The 21,707-nt window shown below is 30.4% G+C and carries 21 protein-coding genes; 5 read left to right on the top strand and 16 right to left on the bottom strand.

Going from position 1 to position 21,707, the window contains the following annotated elements; all coding sequences use genetic code 11:
• Positions 1–104 precede the first annotated feature (104 nt).
• On the top strand, positions 105–311 hold the full coding sequence (locus COL3_RS16425; protein WP_008420315.1) for an alpha/beta-type small acid-soluble spore protein: 207 nt from the start codon (positions 105–107) through the stop codon (positions 309–311).
• 67 nt (positions 312–378) lie between these two features.
• Here the strand turns inward: COL3_RS16425 and COL3_RS16420 are convergent, their stop codons facing one another.
• The 6 genes from COL3_RS16420 to COL3_RS16395 all read right to left on the bottom strand — a co-directional run bounded on the left by COL3_RS16420 (position 379) and on the right by COL3_RS16395 (position 7,188).
• The gene (locus COL3_RS16420) at positions 379–1,842 is read right to left on the bottom strand and encodes an MDR family MFS transporter (protein ID WP_008420313.1); all 1,464 of its coding nucleotides are present in this window, start codon (positions 1,840–1,842) and stop codon (positions 379–381) included.
• A 192-nt stretch (positions 1,843–2,034) separates the two neighbouring features.
• Positions 2,035–2,679, bottom strand: coding sequence for a plasmid pRiA4b ORF-3 family protein (locus tag COL3_RS16415; RefSeq protein WP_008420311.1), 645 nt, complete (start codon positions 2,677–2,679; stop codon positions 2,035–2,037).
• Positions 2,680–2,812: 133 nt separating this feature from the next.
• Positions 2,813–3,907, bottom strand: coding sequence for a cell wall-binding protein (locus tag COL3_RS16410; protein WP_008420308.1), 1,095 nt, complete (start codon positions 3,905–3,907; stop codon positions 2,813–2,815).
• Positions 3,908–4,284: 377 nt separating this feature from the next.
• The gene (locus COL3_RS16405) at positions 4,285–4,923 is read right to left on the bottom strand and encodes an MBL fold metallo-hydrolase (RefSeq protein ID WP_008420306.1); all 639 of its coding nucleotides are present in this window, start codon (positions 4,921–4,923) and stop codon (positions 4,285–4,287) included.
• Between the two features lie 190 nt (positions 4,924–5,113).
• Entirely contained in the window at positions 5,114–6,052 is a 939-nt protein-coding gene (locus COL3_RS16400) for a GTP-binding protein (protein WP_008420305.1), read from the bottom strand.
• A gap of 53 nt (positions 6,053–6,105) precedes the next feature.
• Positions 6,106–7,188, bottom strand: coding sequence for a GTP-binding protein (locus COL3_RS16395; protein WP_008420304.1), 1,083 nt, complete (start codon positions 7,186–7,188; stop codon positions 6,106–6,108).
• Between the two features lie 370 nt (positions 7,189–7,558).
• Between COL3_RS16395 and COL3_RS16390 the strand changes: the two genes are divergently transcribed.
• Positions 7,559–8,524: a DUF523 and DUF1722 domain-containing protein gene (locus COL3_RS16390; protein WP_008420303.1), complete on the top strand. Its 966-nt coding sequence runs from the start codon at positions 7,559–7,561 to the stop codon at positions 8,522–8,524.
• A 61-nt stretch (positions 8,525–8,585) separates the two neighbouring features.
• Here the strand turns inward: COL3_RS16390 and msrB are convergent, their stop codons facing one another.
• Both msrB and COL3_RS16380 read right to left on the bottom strand, forming a co-directional pair.
• Positions 8,586–9,035: a peptide-methionine (R)-S-oxide reductase MsrB gene (msrB, locus tag COL3_RS16385; RefSeq protein ID WP_008420302.1), complete on the bottom strand. Its 450-nt coding sequence runs from the start codon at positions 9,033–9,035 to the stop codon at positions 8,586–8,588.
• Positions 9,036–9,220: 185 nt separating this feature from the next.
• Positions 9,221–12,175 (bottom strand): EAL domain-containing protein, encoded by a 2,955-nt coding sequence (locus COL3_RS16380; protein ID WP_008420301.1) that lies wholly within the window; start codon positions 12,173–12,175, stop codon positions 9,221–9,223.
• Positions 12,176–12,544: 369 nt separating this feature from the next.
• On the opposite strand from COL3_RS16380, the gene COL3_RS16375 reads away from it, so the two are divergent.
• The gene (locus COL3_RS16375; protein ID WP_008420300.1) at positions 12,545–12,925 is read left to right on the top strand and encodes a NusG domain II-containing protein; all 381 of its coding nucleotides are present in this window, start codon (positions 12,545–12,547) and stop codon (positions 12,923–12,925) included.
• A 2-nt stretch (positions 12,926–12,927) separates the two neighbouring features.
• On the top strand, positions 12,928–13,464 hold the full coding sequence (locus COL3_RS16370) for a Gx transporter family protein (RefSeq protein WP_008420299.1): 537 nt from the start codon (positions 12,928–12,930) through the stop codon (positions 13,462–13,464).
• 76 nt (positions 13,465–13,540) lie between these two features.
• On the opposite strand, the gene COL3_RS16365 is transcribed toward COL3_RS16370, so the two are convergent.
• The 8 genes from COL3_RS16365 to COL3_RS16330 form a co-directional block, all read right to left on the bottom strand.
• Positions 13,541–14,590: an FAD:protein FMN transferase gene (locus COL3_RS16365; RefSeq protein WP_008420296.1), complete on the bottom strand. Its 1,050-nt coding sequence runs from the start codon at positions 14,588–14,590 to the stop codon at positions 13,541–13,543.
• A gap of 19 nt (positions 14,591–14,609) precedes the next feature.
• Positions 14,610–15,464 carry an RnfABCDGE type electron transport complex subunit B gene (gene rnfB / locus COL3_RS16360; protein ID WP_008420294.1) on the bottom strand — a complete coding sequence of 285 codons (855 nt, stop codon included), beginning with the start codon at positions 15,462–15,464 and terminating at the stop codon, positions 14,610–14,612.
• Between the two features lie 18 nt (positions 15,465–15,482).
• A complete protein-coding gene (locus COL3_RS16355; protein ID WP_008420292.1) occupies positions 15,483–16,067 on the bottom strand; it encodes an RnfABCDGE type electron transport complex subunit A in 585 nt (194 codons plus the stop codon).
• On the bottom strand, positions 16,064–16,690 hold the full coding sequence (rsxE, locus tag COL3_RS16350) for an electron transport complex subunit RsxE (RefSeq protein ID WP_008420290.1): 627 nt from the start codon (positions 16,688–16,690) through the stop codon (positions 16,064–16,066). Before rsxE ends, COL3_RS16355 begins: the two co-directional genes overlap by 4 nt.
• A 1-nt stretch (position 16,691) precedes the next feature.
• Complete coding sequence (locus COL3_RS16345; protein WP_008420287.1) at positions 16,692–17,258, bottom strand: RnfABCDGE type electron transport complex subunit G; 567 nt, start codon at positions 17,256–17,258, stop codon at positions 16,692–16,694.
• A gap of 4 nt (positions 17,259–17,262) precedes the next feature.
• Positions 17,263–18,351: an RnfABCDGE type electron transport complex subunit D gene (locus COL3_RS16340; RefSeq protein ID WP_008420285.1), complete on the bottom strand. Its 1,089-nt coding sequence runs from the start codon at positions 18,349–18,351 to the stop codon at positions 17,263–17,265.
• Between the two features lie 14 nt (positions 18,352–18,365).
• Positions 18,366–19,685 carry an electron transport complex subunit RsxC gene (gene rsxC, locus COL3_RS16335; protein WP_008420283.1) on the bottom strand — a complete coding sequence of 440 codons (1,320 nt, stop codon included), beginning with the start codon at positions 19,683–19,685 and terminating at the stop codon, positions 18,366–18,368.
• Between the two features lie 79 nt (positions 19,686–19,764).
• The gene (locus COL3_RS16330; protein ID WP_008420281.1) at positions 19,765–20,175 is read right to left on the bottom strand and encodes a SoxR reducing system RseC family protein; all 411 of its coding nucleotides are present in this window, start codon (positions 20,173–20,175) and stop codon (positions 19,765–19,767) included.
• Positions 20,176–20,437: 262 nt separating this feature from the next.
• On the opposite strand from COL3_RS16330, the gene COL3_RS16325 reads away from it, so the two are divergent.
• Positions 20,438–21,607 (top strand): aminotransferase class I/II-fold pyridoxal phosphate-dependent enzyme, encoded by a 1,170-nt coding sequence (locus COL3_RS16325; RefSeq protein WP_008420279.1) that lies wholly within the window; start codon positions 20,438–20,440, stop codon positions 21,605–21,607.
• Positions 21,608–21,707: the final 100 nt, after the last annotated feature.

The following is a 21,707-nucleotide window of genomic DNA, read 5'->3' as shown; positions in this document are numbered from 1 at the left end:
TTAGCTTCATTTATTATAAATGACAATTTCATTTAAACTTACTAAGTATATTTTTACACATAAGTATAAAACTAATATTGATACTAGTATGGAGGTGTTAAATTATGAGCAGACGACCTTTAGTTCCTAGAGCAAAAAGAGAACTTGAAAAAATGAAGAATGAATTCGCAAATGAAATCGGTATAGAAATGAACGAAAGCTATGAAGGAAGTAGAACATCTAGAGCAAATGGACATGTAGGTGGAGCAATTGGCGGACTAATGACAAAAAAAATGATAGAGTCCTATGAAAGAAAATTAATTGATAAATAATGTAGCTCTTTAAAAATATACTGACCACGATAAAATCGTGGTTAGTATATTTTTAAAGAAGCAAATGCTAATTTACTAAGGATGGAGACTCATCTGATTTTAATTCTTTTGCACTTGTTCCTCTTTTTAGCATTAAACTAAGTGGTATTCCAATTATGATAACAATAGTTGATATTAAGAATACATCATTTATTCCCATAGTATAAGCTTTTTCTTGAATCAAATTATTAGTTATACTGCTACTCTCAAGTGCTTTTACATGAAATTGAATCCGTGTCAAAAGCAATGAACTAAATATACCAATAGCAAGTGAGCTTGATACTTGACGCAGCCAATTATTTATTGAAGATGCGTGTCCTGATAATTCTCTCGGGATAATAGACATCCCTGAATTGGTTATAGGCATAGTTGAAAAAGAAATGCCAACATATCTAACTGTCATCCAAAGAATTATATACGAATGAGGGGTATTTCCTATTAAATCGGACATCTTCCATGACCCCAATGCCATAAGAGAAATTCCTGATACTATTAAAATTCTTGGATCTACGCGATTATACAACATCCCTACAATTGGCATCATAAAAGCCATAGCTAGTGATGGCGGAAGTAATATTAACCCTGTATCTAAAGCCGATAAATGCTGTGAATTTTGCAGAAATAAAGGTGTTAATAATGTTCCCGCATACAAACCAATTGTGACTATGCTGACTGCAATTGTACTTATAGTATACTTAGTGAATTTAAATACCCTTACATTTAATGCAGGTGAGCTTATCTTTAGTTCTCTTTTTATGAATACTATTAAGGAAATAATTCCAATGATGATTAAAGAAATTGTCTTTACAGACCCCCATCCCCATGTTGAGCCTTCACTAAAAGCAATTAATATAGACAAACTTAAGATAATAACTGCACTAAATCCTATAAAATCAAATGAATTGACCTTTGATAAATTATACTTAGGAATAAAAGATATAACTAAAATAATACCCAAAATTCCTATAGGTACATTCACTATAAAAATTGCTCTCCAGCTATAATATTGAACTAGCCATCCACTTAATGTAGGACCAAGTGCTGGTGCGAGCATTGAAGCCATACTCCATAAACTTATAGCAAACGCGTGTCTTTTTTTTGAAATAACCTGATAAATAATTGTCATTGTTGTGGGAATTATTAGCCCACTAAATATTCCTTGGATAACTCTAAAGGTTACAAGCATTAAAATATTAAAAGACAATGCGCATAAAATTGACGCTAATGTAAATCCAACAAGAGCATATGAGTACAGTTTTCTATAGCTAAATTTTTCTCCTAAATAACCTGCCAAGGGGCATGCAGTCCCTGTTGCAAGCATAAACCCTGTAAGTATCCACTTTACAGAATCTAAATCTGTATTAAAACTTTTAATAAATATAGGTAATGCAATATTTATTGCACTCATATTAAAAGTACCTAAAAATACTCCTAAAAATATTGGAAACATTACTGACCAAAACGGCGATTTTTCTTCTTGTGTAATTTTCATAAAGATCATCCTTAATTTAAAATTTTTAATTTAATTTCTATGTGATTATATGGTAAACGGACATATAACAGGTACATGTTACTACTGTGAAATTAATATGTCAATTTGGACATATACTGAAAAATCCTATGAATACGTTACCTTATAGTTTTTATTGATCTACACACAGAAATCAACACCTTATGTGTAATACTATAATATCTTTTTAATTCTTTTAAGTTTGAGTACATGCCTCATAATTTCATTAATGTTTTCTATGTCAAAAGTAAATTTATAATGAATACTATCTACCCATTCCTTCAATATTAAATATTCCGGATCATTCTTATTACACATTATTTTTAAAAATTCTATATATCCAGATATACCACCTACATCTTCCGGAGGACAAGCCCCTTCGCCATCTACACATGTTGGATATCCATATTCATAATTATCTATAATTTCTTCTAGTACTATATCGTGTTTCCAATAATCACCAAAGTCGTATATATATTGAATGTTTTTATCCTTGCTTAAATACTTATCTATCTTAACTTTTGTGCTTAGCTTAGGCCTGATTTTCAACATATTTTCGATAAATCCATGGGGATCATTTTTTTTAGATAATTTCTTTTTAGAATAAAATTCATATTCAGATACAGCTTCTTCATCACCAGTAATTCTTAGTTTCTCTTCTACAAGGTTAAAATCATATAAATGATGATCCTTCCAACCCATAGAAAATTGAATTACATCATGTAATCTTTTAAAAGTAATCTCTGCTGGAACCACTACTCTCCTCCATATTAATGGGCTACTGCCTTCTAAAGTTATTTTAATTTGATATGCCTTCATAAATATCATTCCTTTTTACTTTACTTTATACATATTTTTTTCATTTTTTTTATTTTTTATGTTTTATTAATTATGTTAATGAAAAAAGACTACCTGTTTCCAAGTAAACAGCTAGTCTTTATAGTTTGAGTATTTATTCTGTAACAACAACATCAAATGAAGTCTTTGTACCATTGATATTTATTGTGATAGTAGTCTTTCCGGATTTTTTTGTCATTATTTTTGGATGGATATTTCTAAAATAACCATTTTCTAAACCTAAATCAATTCCTGAATATGCAATACTCGTATCACTGCTATCTGATATTACAATTAAGTTAGGACATAATGATTTATCTGAGTCTGTCCCACTTACCTTAATAGTATCTAAATATATAGATTGATTGGTTTTACAATATAATGTTTTTCCCTGCACTGTTGCCTTAGGCTGTGTTTTATCTAATTCATAACCTGAATCACCTTTAATCATTACTCCATTTTTAGCAGGGTCTTCTGATAAAACATCCACAATATTCATCATATTGCTGTCATCTATTGTAACATCAAAATTATTTGTACTTGATTTAGTTGTTATTGCACAATCAGCCCATAATTTATAATTCTCATCATTAACACATTTGATAAACTTACCATCACTTCCAAAAAGATATTTTTCCCCATCAGTATCAGTATATTCTCCCTTTTGTACTACTCCATTCTCATCAAATACATATATATCACCATCTACATTCCATGTATTGCTAAGGTAATTATCGTCTATTATTTTAAAATAAGTATTCCCATTCTCATTGAACCAATTAAAGTCAGATGCTTTTTTCATTTTATCCATTGAAGGTGGTTTAGAAGTGCTTGTACTAGTATTAGTATTAATACCTTCTGTTAGGTCTGAAGTTGTTGTTCCATTAGGAAGACCATTATTAATCCATCTTCCATTGCTATAAAATTCATATGTCTGACCTTTTATTAAGACTTTACCAGTTGCCATTACACCATTTTCCTGTAAATAATACCACCATGCTCCATCTAAAATCCATCCAGTCTTCATATAGCCGTCTTTCCCAAAATAATACCACGAGTCATCAATTTGTTTCCATCCAGTAAAGTAAGAATCGCCTTCTTTATACCACCAGCCAGTATTATCATGTTTCCATTCTGCAGAAACCCCAATTGGTACTATCATGATTACAGATGTTGCAATAAGTAAGCTGCATACTATTTTTTTAATCATTTTCTCATTCTCCCTTTATATTAACTATTGATTTTTGTTTTAAATGAGAGTTATTTATATTATTAATTTTACAATTAATAATATAAAATCTTATTTACCTCTTTAAAGTTAGAAACATCTCTATGTTATGTGTTAATAAATAATTTCCAATAACATTACTATATTTTATCACTTTTTGATACATTTATCTATTAAGGATTTTCTTTGATTCATAAAAATATGCAAACTTTTAATTAATCTCTTAATTTCTTATAGATTTAGATTCAGTCAGAACCATCCTATAGCAGGCGATTTTATGTTTCGTACGCGCGCGAGCTTCAACAGAGACTAAAGCCTATAATAAAAGAGCTATGAATAATCACAGCTCGAGTATAACCTTAATATTTATTGATAAAATTCTCCCATACTTCATTTCTCTCAATAGGGGATCCGTGTGATGGACAAATCCACTGGCATTCTATATTTTTCAATAAACTAAGGGACTTTTCAAGATTATATTTATTCCAGTTCTCTCCATCAGATACTAGTTTAATTTTTCCTTTAGTAATTTTAAATAAATCACCCGAAAATAATATATTCTTATAAAGAAAGATAACATGTCCTGGAGTATGACCTGGTGTTTTAATTACCTGGATTCCTCCAATAATATCATATTTATTGTATACTTTGTTTATAACAGGCTTTTTGTATCTTACAAAAGTTTGAATTATTCTTTTTATCCCGCGTCTACTTTTCCTTCTAATGATATATGGCATATCTTCTTTTGAGGCCCAAAGCATAGCTCCTGTATTTTCTTGTAATATTCTTGCATTTCCAACATTATCTACGTCATGATGAGTTAATAAAATATGATTTATTGTACTCGGATCAATTCCTATAGAATTTATTTCATCCAATATTTTTTGAGCTAAACCTGGTGATCCAGAATCAATTAAAATATTTTCTTCCCCTTGAATTAAATAAGCATGGCTTTTTTCTGTGCAATCCAACATATATACACCTTGTGTTATCTCCATTATTACACCTTCTTTACGATATTTCTATCAAAGATGTTAAATTTTCTTTATATTATTTTATTATTTTTTTCTTATGTTGTTATCAAAATATAAAATTTTATCATAATTTAAAGGAAGCCAAATGACTTCCCTTAAACATTACTATATTTTTTTATTTATCTTTTTATAATAATCTTTGTTTATATAATTTTTAAAAGTACACTAATTCCTCTTCAGGTGTATCTGTAAATTTATAATTGCTTATAGATATAAAAGGAATTTCTCTTTCTTCATGTTGAATATATTTTCTATGAATTATTCCCTCTATTTCAACCCACTTCTGGCCATCAAAATCAAGTGATTTAGTAGTTTGACATAAAAGACCTAAGAATGTAATATCATCTTCACAACAAGTCATAGCATTTCTTCCAAATGCAAAAATACCTTTAGGATATTTAGGATTAATATATGCTATTCCTTTTGTTTTTATTTTTTTACCTTCGTATTTTTCTGGATTCTCAGTTACATCGAGGTACCAGGCACCGAAATCATAATCTTTAAATTCAATTATATTTGCATTAATATCAAAAGGCAATTCTAGTGGACTATCATCAATTTCACCATTTTCTAACTCAAAAATAATATTAGCCCTTGGATTAATAGCTTTTACACTATTTCTAAATTTTAATTTATTAGTATTTTCGCTGCAGCGATTAAAAACAATTAAATTTGATTCCTTAAACTGTTCCACTAATAAGGACTTCATATTATTCAGATAATTATCAAAAGTTGAAGCATCAATTGGAGTTAATATTTGTGCAATGACCCATCCTTTTGGCAGTTCTAACTTTTCTATTATATCAAATTCCCACATGCCATTATACTCTATTAATATCTTTGTTGGCTTTTGCTCTTCGTTAATTTCTTTTAAGCGTGTTTTATTTAATTCTTCTTTATCATTAATGCTGACTAACTTCACATTATTTTTATTTAAAAACTCTTCTTCATATTCTTCTATTCCATTTTCGCAAACAATTAAAGTAATCTTTTCTCCTTTAACAAAATCCGGATCGTTAAAGATTTCTTTAACAAACGTGGTTTTCCCGCCTTCTAAAAAACCAGTAACAACAAAAACTGGTATATCTGTCATTTTTCCATTCCTTCTTCCTTTAGATTAGTTAGCTTCATTTTTCACAATAGTATTTATATGTGAAATAATTTCTCAATTTTACTCTTTACTAAATTTGTGCCTATAACACATAATCTTCCTGTATAATCAGGTAATCCTTCACGCACTTCATATTCTCCAGGGACTAAATCAAAATTAATCCAGCCTCCTTCACTGCATGGTATTATTCCTTTTGCACGTAAAATAATCCCATACTCCTCTGATTCAGCTAAATTCTTTAATATATTATTTATTTCTTCCTTAGAATACTTCTTTGGCGTTTCTACTCCCCAACTTGTAAATACTTCATCTGCATGATGATGCTCATGGGAAGAATGAACATGTCCACAGCTGCATTCATGGCTATGGTGCTCATTACTACTACAATTATCATGAACATGATTATGCTTCTCATTGCTGCAAGAGCATTCTTCTTTATTATGTTCATGATTATGATTGCATTCACAGTTTTTATCATGTTGTCCTTTTATTTCATTTAACAGTTCCTTTTCAAGAGAATTATCCTGCTCCATTGCTAAAAGTATCTGCTTAGCACTAATTTCTTCCCAATTTGTAGTTATTATTGCAGCTTCGCTGTTATGTTCTCTTATTAAAGATACACATAATTCTAGTTTCTCTTCATTAAGCTTTTGTGTACGGCTTAAAACAATAGTATTTGCATTTTCAATTTGGTTGTTGAAAAATTCTCCAAAGTTAGACATATACATTTTACATTTAACAGCATCAACAACAGCTGTAAAGCTATTAAGTCTAATATTAACTTCGTCCTTTATTCCCTCCACAGCTTTAATTACATCAGATAATTTTCCTACTCCTGAAGGTTCAATAATTATACGATCTGGCGAATATTTAGCTAATGCCTCTTTAAGAGCTACCCCAAAGTCACCAACCAGCGAACAACAAATGCATCCTGAGTTCATTTCTGTAATCTCTATTCCTGAATTGTTTAAAAATCCCCCATCAATTCCTATTTCACCAAATTCATTTTCAATTATCATAAGCTTTTCATTTTCAAAAGCTTTTTCTTGTATAAGTTTTTTTATTAAGGTAGTTTTACCAGCTCCAAGAAAGCCTGAAATTATATCTATTTTAGTCATATCTATATTCCTTTCTAACATTATGTTATAGAGCAAAATCAAAAAATAGTAGATTAAATTTACATACTCTTCTATTTTGGCTATTTTCTAGAGTACTATTTTATTAATAATAATTCTTACTATAATTATATTTTTATTAACTTATAAAATCAAACAAAAAAAAGGTATCTCAGAAAATTTGATACCTCTAATACCTATTATATCCTATTAAAATAACTTTAAACCTATATAAAACTTAATTTATTAAGTGAATTTCTTTGTTAAAATATGATAATATTATAAATAAGTTAATCACAAAAAACCTCTGAAAATGTATTACTTTATAAAAAATATATTTTTCAGTAGGTCATTAAAGAGGTGTTTTTTATTTATGTATGATTTTCCAAAGCCAAATATTTTCATAAGTAAATGCTTAGGTTTTGATAGTTGCCGTTACAATGGCCAAATGATAACTGATGCTTTTGTTGAGCATTTAAAACCCTTTGTAAATATAAAAACTTCCTGTCCCGAAATGTCTATAGGTCTTGAGGTTCCAAGAGACTCTCTTAGAGTTGTATTTCAAAATGATGAACTAAAATTATATCAGCCAAAAACTCAAAAAGAATTTACTAAAGAAATGTATGAATTTTCCGAATCATACTTAAGCAATTTGCATGATATTGATGGTTTTTTATTAAAAGGCGGTTCACCCTCTTGCGGGTATAAAAATGTTAAAGTATATAATGGAACAGCAAAAGTAACTGGCAGCACAAGAGGAGCTGGCATTTTTGGCGCTAAGATTAAAGAAATATTCCCCTATTTACCAGTAGAAGACGAAGGAAGATTGCATAATTATAGAATTCGTGACAATTTCCTCACTAGAATTTTTATAAATGCTGATTTTAGAAAAGTAAAAGAATCCAATTCTCTTGAAGAATTAATACACTTTCAACGAAGAAATAAATTATTACTTATGGCAAATAGCCAAAAATATATGAGAATTCTCGGAAGAATTACTGGGAACAGCGAAAAGAAAGATATTTCAGAAATATTTTATGAATATGAAAAATACTTGAATTTAACTTTTGAAAAACTCCCTAAGTACACAAATAATATAAATGTATTAATGCATGCCATGGGGTACTTTTCTGATTATATAACAAAAAAAGAACGTGATTTAATTCTCAATGCCTTAGAAAAATATAGGATAAAAAAAATGACAATAATAACACCTATGCTTTTGGTTAAATCATATGCAGTAAGATTTAATATTACCTATCTTTTAGAGCAAACTTATTTTAATCCATATCCTGAGGAATTAGTTATATTAGAGGATTCAGAAAAGGTAGAAATATAAGTATAGCAGGCTTACAAAAGAGTTATGAATTTCTATGCCATAACTCTTTTAATATAGTTCTTTATTCTACTAAATCTAAATATTCTTCATACCCTTCTTCCTCCATTTTATCTACAGGTATAAATTTAAGTGATGCAGAATTAATGCAATATCTTAATCCTCCCAATTCCGCTGGCCCATCGCAAAATACATGTCCTAAGTGAGCATCGCCTGTTCTGCTTCTAACCTCCGTTCTCACCATTCCATGACTTTCATCCTTATTTTCTTTAATAACTTCTCTACTTATAGGCTTTGAAAAAGCAGGCCATCCACAACCCGAATTAAACTTATTAGAGGATAAAAACAGAGGTTCTCCTGTAGTAATATCTACATAAATTCCTTTTTCATAAAAATTATTATACTCATTTTGGAAAGGTGGTTCAGTTGCATTTTCCTGTGTCACTTTATATTGCCTATCAGTTAATTCTTTTCTTAATTCTTCTTTAGACTTTTTTACATATTGTTTGTACATATTTTACCTCCTTAAATGCTTTTAAGCTAATTTAAATTATAATATACTTTCACTTTTTTAATTTATTTTTTCTTCATAATTCAACCTGCTTATAGTATTTTAACAAATTTTTATTAATTTTAATCTAAAAGAATAAGAGATTAATTACTTATTACACTTGTAATCAATCTCTTTAAATATCATCATTATTTTTCTTCTTTGGATAGTAATCTTTCAAGTTCATTTGCTGGAAGAGGTTTGCTAAAATAGTATCCCTGAATATAATCACATTTTCTTTCCTTAAGGACTAAAAGCTGTTCTTCCACTTCTACACCTTCGGCCACAACCTTTAAGTTCATACTATGAGCCATTTGAATAATATTTTTAATGATTGATTCTTCCTTTTTACTTGAAGTAATATTGTCAATAAAGGATTTATCAATTTTTAAGGTACTTATTGGAATCTTTCTTAGATAATTCAGTGAGGAATATCCAGTTCCAAAATCATCAAGTGCAATTCGTATACCCATATCCATTAACTTCGTTAATACTTTTATACTTGAATCAAGAGACTGCATTAAAACTGTTTCAGTAATTTCAAGTTCTACTATACTTGGATCAATGCCAGTATCATTTAATATTTCTTTAACATTATCTAAAAAATCCGGCTGCTGTAAATCAACTGAAGAAATATTAATACTTATACTTTTAAATCTATAACCTTCATTTAACCATTTCACACTTTGCTTACAAGATTCACTAAACACCCATTTCCCTAGTTCAGTTATAAATCCACATTCTTCTGCTATTGGTATAAACTCTAAAGGAGATATAAAGCCTAATTCCTTACTATTTAATCTAATTAAAGCTTCAAATCCGAATATTTCTCTGCTTTGCGCATCATATTGCGGCTGATAATTAATACTGAGCTCGTTATTTTCTATTGATGATCTTAAAATTCTTTCTACAGTAGTCTTCCTTTCAAGCTTGTAGTACATTTCTGGATCATATAAAGCATATCTATTTTTACCCATTTCTTTTGCTTTATACATAGCTGAATCTGCATTTTTTAAAATTGTATTTGCATCTGTACCATCTTTGGGATATAATGCAACACCGATGCTTGCTGTAATATACATTTGTTTATTATCAATATTAAAATTTCCTTTAAATAAATTTAATAACTTTTTAGCATACGATTTTACTTCTGATTCTGAAATATTAGAACGAAGTAAAATAAATTCATCTCCTCCAAGTCTACATACAGTATCTTCCTCATCAGCTACACTCTCAAATTGTTTTGCAATGTTCATGAGCAATTTATCTCCATAATCATGACCTATGGTATCATTTATATTTTTAAAATTATCTAAATCAATAAAAAACACTGCCCCTTGCGCAACCTTATATTTTGCAAGTTCCAACTGAGCATTTAATCTATCCATAAACAAAGTTCTATTAGGAAGCATGGTAAGAGAATCATAATAAGCCATAAATTTTATTTTATCCTCAGATTTTTTTATATCTGAAATATCCCTAATTGAGCCCGCAAATTTTATTATTCTGCCTTCTAAATCTCTTATTGCTTTACCTCTTACTAATATCCATACATAAGAGCCATCGTTGGTTTTTAATCTATATTCTGTATTATAAACTGAACTTATATTTTCAATGTGATTATAAAACTCATCTTTAGCTCTATCAATATCGTCTGGATGAATTAATTCCGTAATTAATTCTAATAAGTTACAAGTTCTTCTTAAATTATACCCTGTAATGTCAGTTAATTTATCAGAAACATAAAATTTTCCTGAAACAAAATCCCATTGAAAAATCGAATCATTAGCACACTCTAATGCAAGCTTATACCTTTCTTCACTATTCTTTAATGCCTCTTCACTGCTTTGTAATTCATTATACTGTGTTCTAAGTTCTTCCTCAGTTGCTAAAAGTTCCTCATATACTGAAGATAGCTCCTCATAACCCGCACTTAATTTACCAATCATCAGATTAAATGAATTTCCCAATTTACCAAATTCATCACTAGTATTAAAATCAGCTTTAACTGAAAGATCACCATTCCCAGCGGATTCCATCAAAGAAGTTAATTTATTTATTGGCTTAGCTATTCTTTTTGTAACAATATGAGAAAGGATAATAATCAATATTAACGCCAAACCACAAATAAATGATATTATGTAAGCAACTCTATTAGCTTTGTTTAAAAGGTCACTTTTAGGTATAATGGAAGCTATTTTCCACCCTGTATCTGGAGAAGTATAAACATTGACGATAACAGGTGCCCCGTTAATAGCAATTTCAAAACTTCCGCTATCTTCATTAATAAATTTCTTATAAGTATTAGAAATATCCTTTGTTGGTGCTCCTTCTTCAGTGAATTTATATCCTAGCTGATCTAACTGTGAAATATTATTAAAATTTAAGTTAGTGTTAGGATGAGCAACTATCGTACCATCTTTTAAATAAAGAAAAATATAGCCAGTATCTCCAGCCTTAACCGTACTTATCATCTTAGATAATCTATCCAAGCTTACATCAATACCCACTACACCAACAATTTCTCCGTCAGTGTTTTTTACTGTAGTCGAAGCACTTACAATTACTTGTCTACTATCATCAATTGCAGACATATAAGGTGATGTTATCATTACCTCATCAGGATTATCTAAAGCTAAAGAATACCATGGCCTTTTCCTCGGATCAAATTTACTCGTTCCCAAACCATCTGGCCATTGTATATATCCCCCCCATTTAGTACCAATATATGCATAGGTAGTTTCCGGATGGCTTATTCCATATTGTTCAAAATGATTGTAAATAGTGCTTTCTAGCCCAGGTATATTCTTTGAATATTTTTTATTTACTTCAACATTCGGTATATTAAATAAAGCTGATATTGATTCATCAGCTTTTGTCATATCGTCAGTAGTTGCCAAAAACTTAGCATTTTCCTTAAGATTCTTAAATAAATTCGAAATGTTATTATCAACCTGTACCATTTGTGCCTGAGTGCTTATATACAATTCTTCTCCTAAGTAATTGTATATATAATTATACGAAATCAATGCTATTGGAGCGGAAGTAATTAGTATTATCGCAACAAAGCATAAAAATAATTTTAATCTAAAAGTAAGTCTCATATTCAATACCCCTTAAATACCCAATAAATCTGTGTTAAATTAGAATATATTTTTCTAAAAAAATAAGGTCATATATTATATATTTTACCATTAACCATACAACCTTTCAACATTTTTCAACACTTCCTCAATTTAATGAGCCCTATATTTAAATAGATATATTACCAAAAGTCATATTAATATTATAATTCCATAAATTATAATATTATTAAGTATATCTCTAATTATCCTTATACTCAGAGTATTTTACTTTTATAACATTTTTTATCATTTAAGTATTGTAATAATTTACATACTATTATACAATATTATCCATAAATATATTTCAAATATTTGGAATATTTAGTTTAAATTAAAGAAGGAACTTATATGCTTAAAAAGTGGGATATAATCACAATAATTTTTTTAATATGTTTGTCTTTCATTCCTGAGCTTGTTTTTGGAGTAGTTATGAATAAGCATTATAATGGAATCTGTGCAGAAGTAACTATAGATGGGAAATTATATAGAACAATATCCTTATCTGAACATAGAGGAAATGAACAAATAAATATAATAACTCCATATGGTTATAATACAATTGAAGTTAAGGATAAATCAATTAAAGTAATTGATGCTGATTGTAAAGATAAAATTTGTTTGAGATCAGAATATATATCAGAACCTGGGCAAATGATAGTCTGCCTTCCTCATAAGCTGATAATCGAAATTAAAAGTACAGATGTTGTACCTGATAGTTTGAGGTGTTAAAAATGAGCAAGACATTTCGAATTGTTTTTATCAGCATTTTAGTTTCTCAGGCATTAGCCCTTTATACAATTGAAAGTATGATTCCAATACCATTTATCGCACCTGGTGCAAAACTTGGATTAACAAACTTAATTACAGTTATTGCATTATATTCAATAAATAATAAACATGATGTTTTATTAATTATTATATTACGGCTCCTACTATCAACCATGTTTAGCGGAAATCTTGCAACATTTATGTATAGCACTTCAGGTGCACTTTTAAGTTATCTAATAATGATTTTCGTAAAAGCTATTGGAAAAGATAAAATCAGCATAATAGGCGTTAGTGCTACAGGAGCTTTCTTTCATAATGTGGGCCAGCTAATTGTAGCTTCAGCTGTACTTCAAAATATAACCATTATGCTTTATTTACCTATATTATCTCTATCAGGTATTGTTACTGGAATTTTTATTGGAATAACCTCAAATTTTGTTGTTAAACATTTGTCAAAACTACATTACTTTGACAATGTAAATAAACAACATATAAGCTAGACTTAAGCTATATATCAAATAAAATTATATACTTAAGTCTAGTAAATGTTGTTTATTTATTTCCTCAGAACTTTTTTTATTGTACAAATTGAAAATCTTTATTTAGGTTGTTTATTCTATCTTTAAATCCATTAGATGCGTATATTTTATAATCTGTTGTGGTAATTTCACAGGATACATTAGACATGTTGTTTATTAATTCTAATCCTTTTTCAGGTCCTAGGGCAAATACTGTTGTAGTTAGAATATCTGCAATCATTCCACCATCTTCAGTATCACCACTTACAACTATTGTATCGCTCATAACCCCATTATCTATTGGATATCCAGTATTAGTATTCATAATATGATGATACCTTTTATTATCTTTCATGAAGTATCTCTCATAATCACCTGATGTAGATAAAGATTCATTTGATAACTTTATTACTCCTAAATATTTGTTTGCCTCTTCACTTCTGGGATGTTTAATTCCAATAGTCCATTTATTATCATCTTTATTTTTACCTACAGCATAGATAGAGCTTGAACCTAAATTTATAAGACCATTTTCTATGTTATATTTTTTATATATTTTTAATACTTCATCAGCTGCAAATCCTTTAGCAACACCTCCTAGGTCTATGGCCATTCCTGATTCCTTAAGCATAACACTACTATCTTTTTCATTTACATCGATTTTTTTATATCCCACCAAATGTAATTTATCTTTGATATCCTCATCAGATGGTAATTTTTCATTATCTGTTCCTATACCCCATAAATTTATTATTGGTCCTAATGTAATATCAAAGGCTCCATCACTTAGCTTTGAATATTTTGTTGATGTTTCAATCATTTTTATTATTTCTGGATGAACTTTTACATAATCTTTTCCACTAGCACTATTTATTTTATAAACATCACTAGTATTAATATTGGTACTCGCCATGTCCTCAAGTTCTCTTAATCTGCTAAAACTTTCCTCAACTGCTTCCTTCGAATTTTTACCAAATGCACTTAGCGTTACTACTGTATCCATTACAATATTACTTTTTTCATAGTATTGATTATTTATATTTGTACATGAGCTCAAATTCAGTGAAGTTATAATGCAAACTAATAAAGTATATATAATTTTCTTCATAAGCTTACTCCTATATTTTTTATATTGTAGCTTTTATATTAATTGAATTATTTTTTGCCTTTAAATTATTTGCAGCCTTTATAGCTCCTGTTGGACATTTTGCTATACAAGTTGCTTCCTTACAGTTTTCTAAACATATTTGCGTGTTCACTACTGCAAGATTATTTTTAATTTCAATTGCTCCATAGTTGCAATTTTTAGCACAAATACCACATCCTAAACAAGCTCCTGCACTGCAGATTTTCCTTGCAATTGCCCCCTTATCCTTGGAATTACAATTAACTTCTACAATTGAATTTACAGATATTAATTCTATAACATTTTTAGGACATGATGATTCGCATTTCCCACATCCAGTACACTTTGAAATATCTACAACTGGCAGGCCCTCTTTGCCTATAGTCAAAGCCCCAAAAGGGCAATTATTTACACATGTTCCAAACCCAATACATCCATGTTTGCATTCCTTCGGACCACCTTGTAGTAGAATTGCAGCTTTGCAATCTTTTATTCCCTTATATCTATAACTTTGTTTTGCCTTATCAACTGAACCTTTACATCTAACATGGGCTACTTTTGGCTCCACCTCTTCAGTTTTTTTTCCAGTAATCTCTGCTACAAGTTTTGCTACAGCGTCTTTTCCAGGAACACATAAATTCGGAGGAACTTCTGCATTTATTACCACTGCTTCTGCATAGGCTGCACATCCAGCATAACCGCATGCACCGCATTGCCCTTTAGGAAGAATATCCTCTACTTCATGAATAAGTGGATTTACTTCCATAGCAAATTTTCTATTTGCAAATGCAAGTATAAAGCCAAAAACCGCTCCAATTCCACCCAGTACTACTAAAACCATTATTACAGTAAACATACTTTATTCTCATCTCCTTTATATCATTCCCGAAAATCCTAGGAATGACAATGCTAACATTCCTGCTAAAATAAAAGCAATGCCCGTTCCTTCTAATGGTTTTGGTACATCTGCATAAACTAATTTTTCTCTTAAACTGGCCATAAGTATTAAGGCCAGAGCAAAATCCATTCCTGAGCCAATTGAAAACACTATACCTTTAATAAATGAATAATTTGATTCAACACTTAATAGTGGGACTGAAAGTACAATACAATTTGTTGCTATTAAAAGAAGATATATTCCCCACATACTATATAAAGTAGGTGCTTGTTTCTTTATAATTAATTCTAGTAATTGTACAAAACTTGCAATAAGTATTACAAAGACTATTGTAGTTAAAAAAGTTAAATGAAATGGTACTAGTATAAAATTATAGACTACCCAAGCTAGCATTGAACTGAGAGTTATAACTGAAGTAACTGCCATCCCCATTCCTATTGAAGCATCTAAGCTTTTAGAAACTCCAAAAAAAATGCATAGGCCAACAAACTTTGTTAATACAAAATTATTTACAAGTACAGCACCTATAAATAGTGTAAAATATTCCTTGAGAATACTCATAATACTTCACTTCCTTCTATTTTTTTAGCTTCCTTATGAGCATTATGAAGCTTAATTGCACCAATCATATAGCCAATTAATATAAATGCTCCAGCAGGTAAAATCATAATTAAAGGTGCATTATACCACGATCCTAAAATTTTAAAACCAAGTATCGATCCACTTCCAAAAAATTCTCTAATTACAGATATTGATAGCATGGCTAGGGTGAAACCACACCCCATACCAAACCCATCTAAAAATGATGGAAATACTTTGTTTTTAGATGCAAATACTTCAGCTCTTGCTAGAATAATAGCAAAAACAACAACTAAATCTAGATAAATTCCAAGAGCGCTGTATAACGCTGGAGAAATGGCCTGCAATACTAGCTCTACAACTGTTACTATAGTTGCTATAAATGTAATATAAACAGGGACTCTAACCTTTGGATTTACTAATTTTCTTGTAAGAGATACCACTACATTATTACTAGTAATAACAAAGGTTACACATAACCCCATAGTTAACCCATTAATTACTGAGGATGTAACAGCTAATGCCGGACAAAGACTTAGGCATAACATAAATATTGGATTTTCATCATATAACCCTTTGCTAAAAATCTTCCATTTTTCCTTCATATTATTTACCTCCTGTAAACTCTGTCACTTCATGTACAGCATTTTTAACAGCCAATGTTACGGCCTTAGATGAAATAGTGGCACCTGTCATAGCTTGAATATCATCTTTATCAGAAGCATCTTTTGTTACTGTTAAATTTGCTTCCTTTTTCCCTTTAAATTCACTTCTAAAAGGTTCCTTGGAAGCATTGTCTCCAAGTCCTGGTGTTTCATTGTGCGATAAAATCTTATAATCTATTACTTCTCCAGCTGGGGTAACAGCCACAAGCATTTTAATTTCTCCACCATATCCCCTACTTTCCCCTGGAACAACATAAGCAATTATTTTGCCTCCTTTTTCAGCCGTAAACCATTGATCTTTATCCGGTACTGCTTTAAAACTATCTGCATCACTAACTAATGCCTTCATTGATTCTTGTTTAGATATTTCCCTTTTCTCAGCTGCAATTGGTGCAGTGATATAATACACTAATCCTATTATTAATCCGGAAGCTAGGCACGTAATTATTAAATTTACAGCTATTTCAAAAATAGAATACTCTTTATTACTAACGTGTACATTTGACATCTTATTACCCCCTTACCCCAAATTCCTTTGGTTTAACAAAACGATCAATAAGCGGTGTTACTGCATTCATTAGTAAAATTGAGTAACATACTCCTTCTGGATATCCACCTATTAATCTAATCAAGGAAGTTATTAAACCTGCTCCTACTGCGAAAATAACTTGACCCTTTATAGTTATTGGAATAGTTACCATATCAGTTGCCATAAAAAATGCTCCAAGTATCAATCCTCCAGCCATCATATTAAAAAGCGGATCTCCAGTGAACAAACCTGTTGATGCAAAAATCCAAGTAAGTAAACCTACTGTACCAATCATGCAAACCGGAACCTGCCAACTAATATATCCTTTATATATAAGATATACGCCTCCAATTATAAGTAAGATAGTCGAAGTTTCCCCAATGCACCCATTTCTTGTACCTAGAAGCATGGCTTTATACATTGCTGTTTGACTTCCAAAGGTTTCAACTAATTTTTCATATCCTTGCTGCTTTAGTATATTTAAAGGTGTTGCACTGCTAACAACATCAATTGATGTGGTCATCTTAGTCCAAGTAGTCATTGCAACTGGCCAAGAAACCATTAAAGCTGCTCTTCCAATATGGGCTGGGTTAAAAATATTAAATCCAAGTCCGCCCATTGAATGTTTTGCTATTACAATAGCTATAAATGAACCTACAAAAACCATATAGGGAGGCATACTTGGTGAAACTGACATAGCAAGTAAAAGACCAGTTAAAAATGCACTTCCATCAAAGGCAGTTATTTTCTTTCTACGGTACTTTTCTACTAAATATTCAAATAATACTGCTGATGCTGCACCTATAATCATATTTGTTAAAGCTGGAATCCCAAAATAAAATATTGAGAAAATAGCAGCTGGCATCAAAGCTAAATTTACATTCCACATTATTTTGGTAATAGATTCATCACATCTAATATGAGGTGACGCTGAAACTACAAGTTCGTTTTCCTTTATCTCAATTTCTTTAATTTCAAACTCATACATTTTGTTTTTATCTCTTTTTGTTTTTAGCTGTTTTTCATTGCTGCCTTGAACTTCTATTTCTTTTGCTTCAATATCAGAATTCATTTTATCCCTTCTTCCTACTTATTAACTTGTTGTGCTAAATTTTGCGCTTTTAAATATTTTACATACTGCACAATATTACGTTTTGCAGGACACGTATAAGTACAACTACCACATTCAATACAATTTAATAAACCAAACTCTTCCTTTGCCTCTTTAAATTTCTGACGTTCACCTAATATACTAAGCATACTTGGAATCAAACCCATTGGACATGCTTTAACACATCTCCCACATCTGATACATGGTGATTCTTCTCCTGAGTTTACAATTTCAGTGCTTAGTGCCAATATCCCAGACACCCCTTTAATTACTTGTGCTTCTAATGAAAATTGAGCAATTCCCATCATAGGTCCTCCCATGATTATCTTTTCAGGAGTCTTGCTAAATCCATTGCAATACTCAATTACATCGTGAAAACTTGTTCCTATTCTTAGTAATAGATTCTTAGGTTCCTTAACTGCATCTCCAGAAACTGTAGTAACCCTTTGAATTAATGGAATTCCATTAACTACTGCATCATAAATTGCAATAGTTGTCCCAACATTTTGTACTACTACACCAACATCCATAGGCAGCCCCCCAGATGGCACTTCACGATTAGTAAGTACTTTTATCAGCATTTTTTCTGCACCTTGAGGGTATTTTGTAGGTAAAGCTACAACTTCAACAGATGTTCCTTTAAATGCCTCTTTCATAACCTTTACAGCATCTGGCTTATTATCTTCTATCCCTATGAAACCTTTACTAACTCCAAGTACCTTCATGATAATTTTGACACCAGTAACAATGCGTTCAGTGTATTCAAGCATCATTCTATAATCTGCTGTCAAATAAGGTTCACATTCGGCTGCATTTAAAATAAAAAAATCAATTTTTTTATCCTTACTTGGGTTAAGTTTAATATGTGTCGGAAATGTCGCACCTCCAAGACCTACAATTCCAGCTTCCTTAATAATGTTTTGTATTTCTTGAATCCCTAGTTTGTCCCATTCCCGTTCAACTGGAATTCCTTCGACCCATTCATCTAATCCATCACTTTCAATAACAACAGATAAGCATTTTCCCTTGGAAACATGTGGCTTTTCTGATATATCAATAACTTTTCCCGAAATAGATGCATGTATTGGACTATGCATAAATGCATCACTTTTTCCTATTATTTGGCCCTTCTTAACTTTATCTCCGACTTTTACTAAAGGTGTACAAGGAGCCCCTATATGCTGACTCAATGGGATGACCACCTTATTAGGCAATGGCGGAAATTCAATAGCTTTATCAAAAGTATACTTTTTACTATCTTTAGGATGAATTCCTCCTAGAAAACTCTTTAACATTAACACTCGCCTCACAAACCAATTTAAAAATCAATTACTTATATCATGTTTGAAAACTAATTAATAATAACATCACAAATTATAAAATCTTAATGATTACCGGTTGTGATTTACCACTTTCTTCAGTAACTCTATCGAATTTCTTTACTAGTATAAATGATATAATTGCAGCTGCTATCCCTCCTATTATCCTGCTCCAAGTAATGCTCTGCCCAGCATATTCTCCTAAAAATCCCCCGAGCATTGCTCCAACAAATATAATAATTAACGGTAAAATAAAAACAATAAAGGCAGCCCATAAAAAATTGGTCTCCTTTACCTCAAAAACTACCCTCTGTCCTGGTTTTGCTCCTATTTTATTATTTGCAGTTATAATAATACTCTCATTACCTGGGCATGCGCCGCAATTTTTACAATCACTGTGTCTGCCTACTCGAATTTTTGCAACATCATCAATCACCTCAATTACAAAACCTTGTTCAGTTTTCATTTTTATCATACTCCTTAGAATTGCTTTGACTTATTGAATTCCTTTTTATTTTTGTAATATATTATATTAATTGTAATGTTCTGGTATTACGATTTTATTATAATCCTTTGATTTATTATTTTAAAGGGCTAACTTTGTAATATTTTTCCCATATAAAATCCTTTTTCCACAATAGATACTTCATATATACTCTATAATTTTCTAGTGCTATAATATTAATGTAAAAAAATATTATTTTCGAAACATTTGGGGGACTTTATAAATGAATATGAACTTTTCTAACAACCTAAACTATTTTCAAACTGGTATTTTTAATGTACTAGATGAAAAAAAAGCCGAACTTATTGCCAGTGGCAAGAAAGTATTCAATTTATCTGTTGGAACACCTGACTTTGAACCAGATAAACATGTAATGGATGCATTAATTAATGCTTCAAAAAACGCTGATAATTGGAAATATTCTTTAGGTGATTTACCGGAGCTTATAGATGCTATTTGCACATATTATAAAAAAAGATTTAATGTAGAAATTAATGCACATGAGGTTATGTCTATTTATGGATCTCAAGAAGGCTTATCTCACATTGGACTCGCACTATGTAATAAGGAAGATATTGTTCTAGTTCCCAATCCGGGATATCCTATTTTCGAAATTGGGCCATATCTTTCTGGAGCAGAAATAGCATATTATTCTCTTTTACCAGAAAATAATTATTTACCAGATTTAAATTCAATCTCAGAAGATATATTACATAAAGCTAAATTTATGGTGGTTTCTTATCCACTAAATCCTGTTTGTGCATGTGCAACTCCTGAGTTTTATGATGAATTAATTTCCTTTGCTAAAAAATATAATATTATAGTAATCCATGATAATGCTTATTCTGATATTGTATATGATGGAAAGATAGGTGGTTCATTTTTAGCACATGAAGGTGCTAAAGACGTTGGAGTTGAATTTTATTCTTTATCTAAATCCTTTAATATAACTGGTTCAAGAATATCTTTTGTAATAGGTAATTCTGAAATTATAAAGCATTTTAAAATGCTTCGTTCACAAATTGATTATGGCATTTTCTTACCTATTCAATATGCTGCTATTGCAGCTTTAACTGGACCACAAGACAGTGTTATAAATCACTGCAGAGAATATGAGGAAAGAAGAAATGCTTTATGCAGAGGTCTTACAAGTATAGGCTGGAATGTGCCTGACAGTCAAGGTACTATGTTTGCATGGGCTCCTATTCCACCTAACTTTTCAAACTCTTATGAATTTTGTATGACTCTTATGGAAAAGACAGGAGTAATTTGTACCCCTGGAAGTGCTTTTGGAACTCTTGGTGAAGGTTACGTAAGATTTGCTTTAGTATTGCCAATTTCTGAAATTAATGAAGCAATAAAAGCAATAAAGGAAAGCGAAATATTATCATAGATAACAACATTCAAACTCTACTTATGTGGTAACTTACCGAAATCATAAATATTTTTGTTACGAAAAACTATGAAAATATCGCTGAAGGCTCTAAGTTGCA

Origin of the sequence: Clostridium sp. LS (assembly GCF_002760435.1) — a bacterium.
Lineage (GTDB): Bacteria > Bacillota > Clostridia > Clostridiales > Clostridiaceae > Clostridium.
Note: the sequence above shows the minus strand (reverse complement) of the source record. Positions and strands in the feature narration are given on the sequence as shown.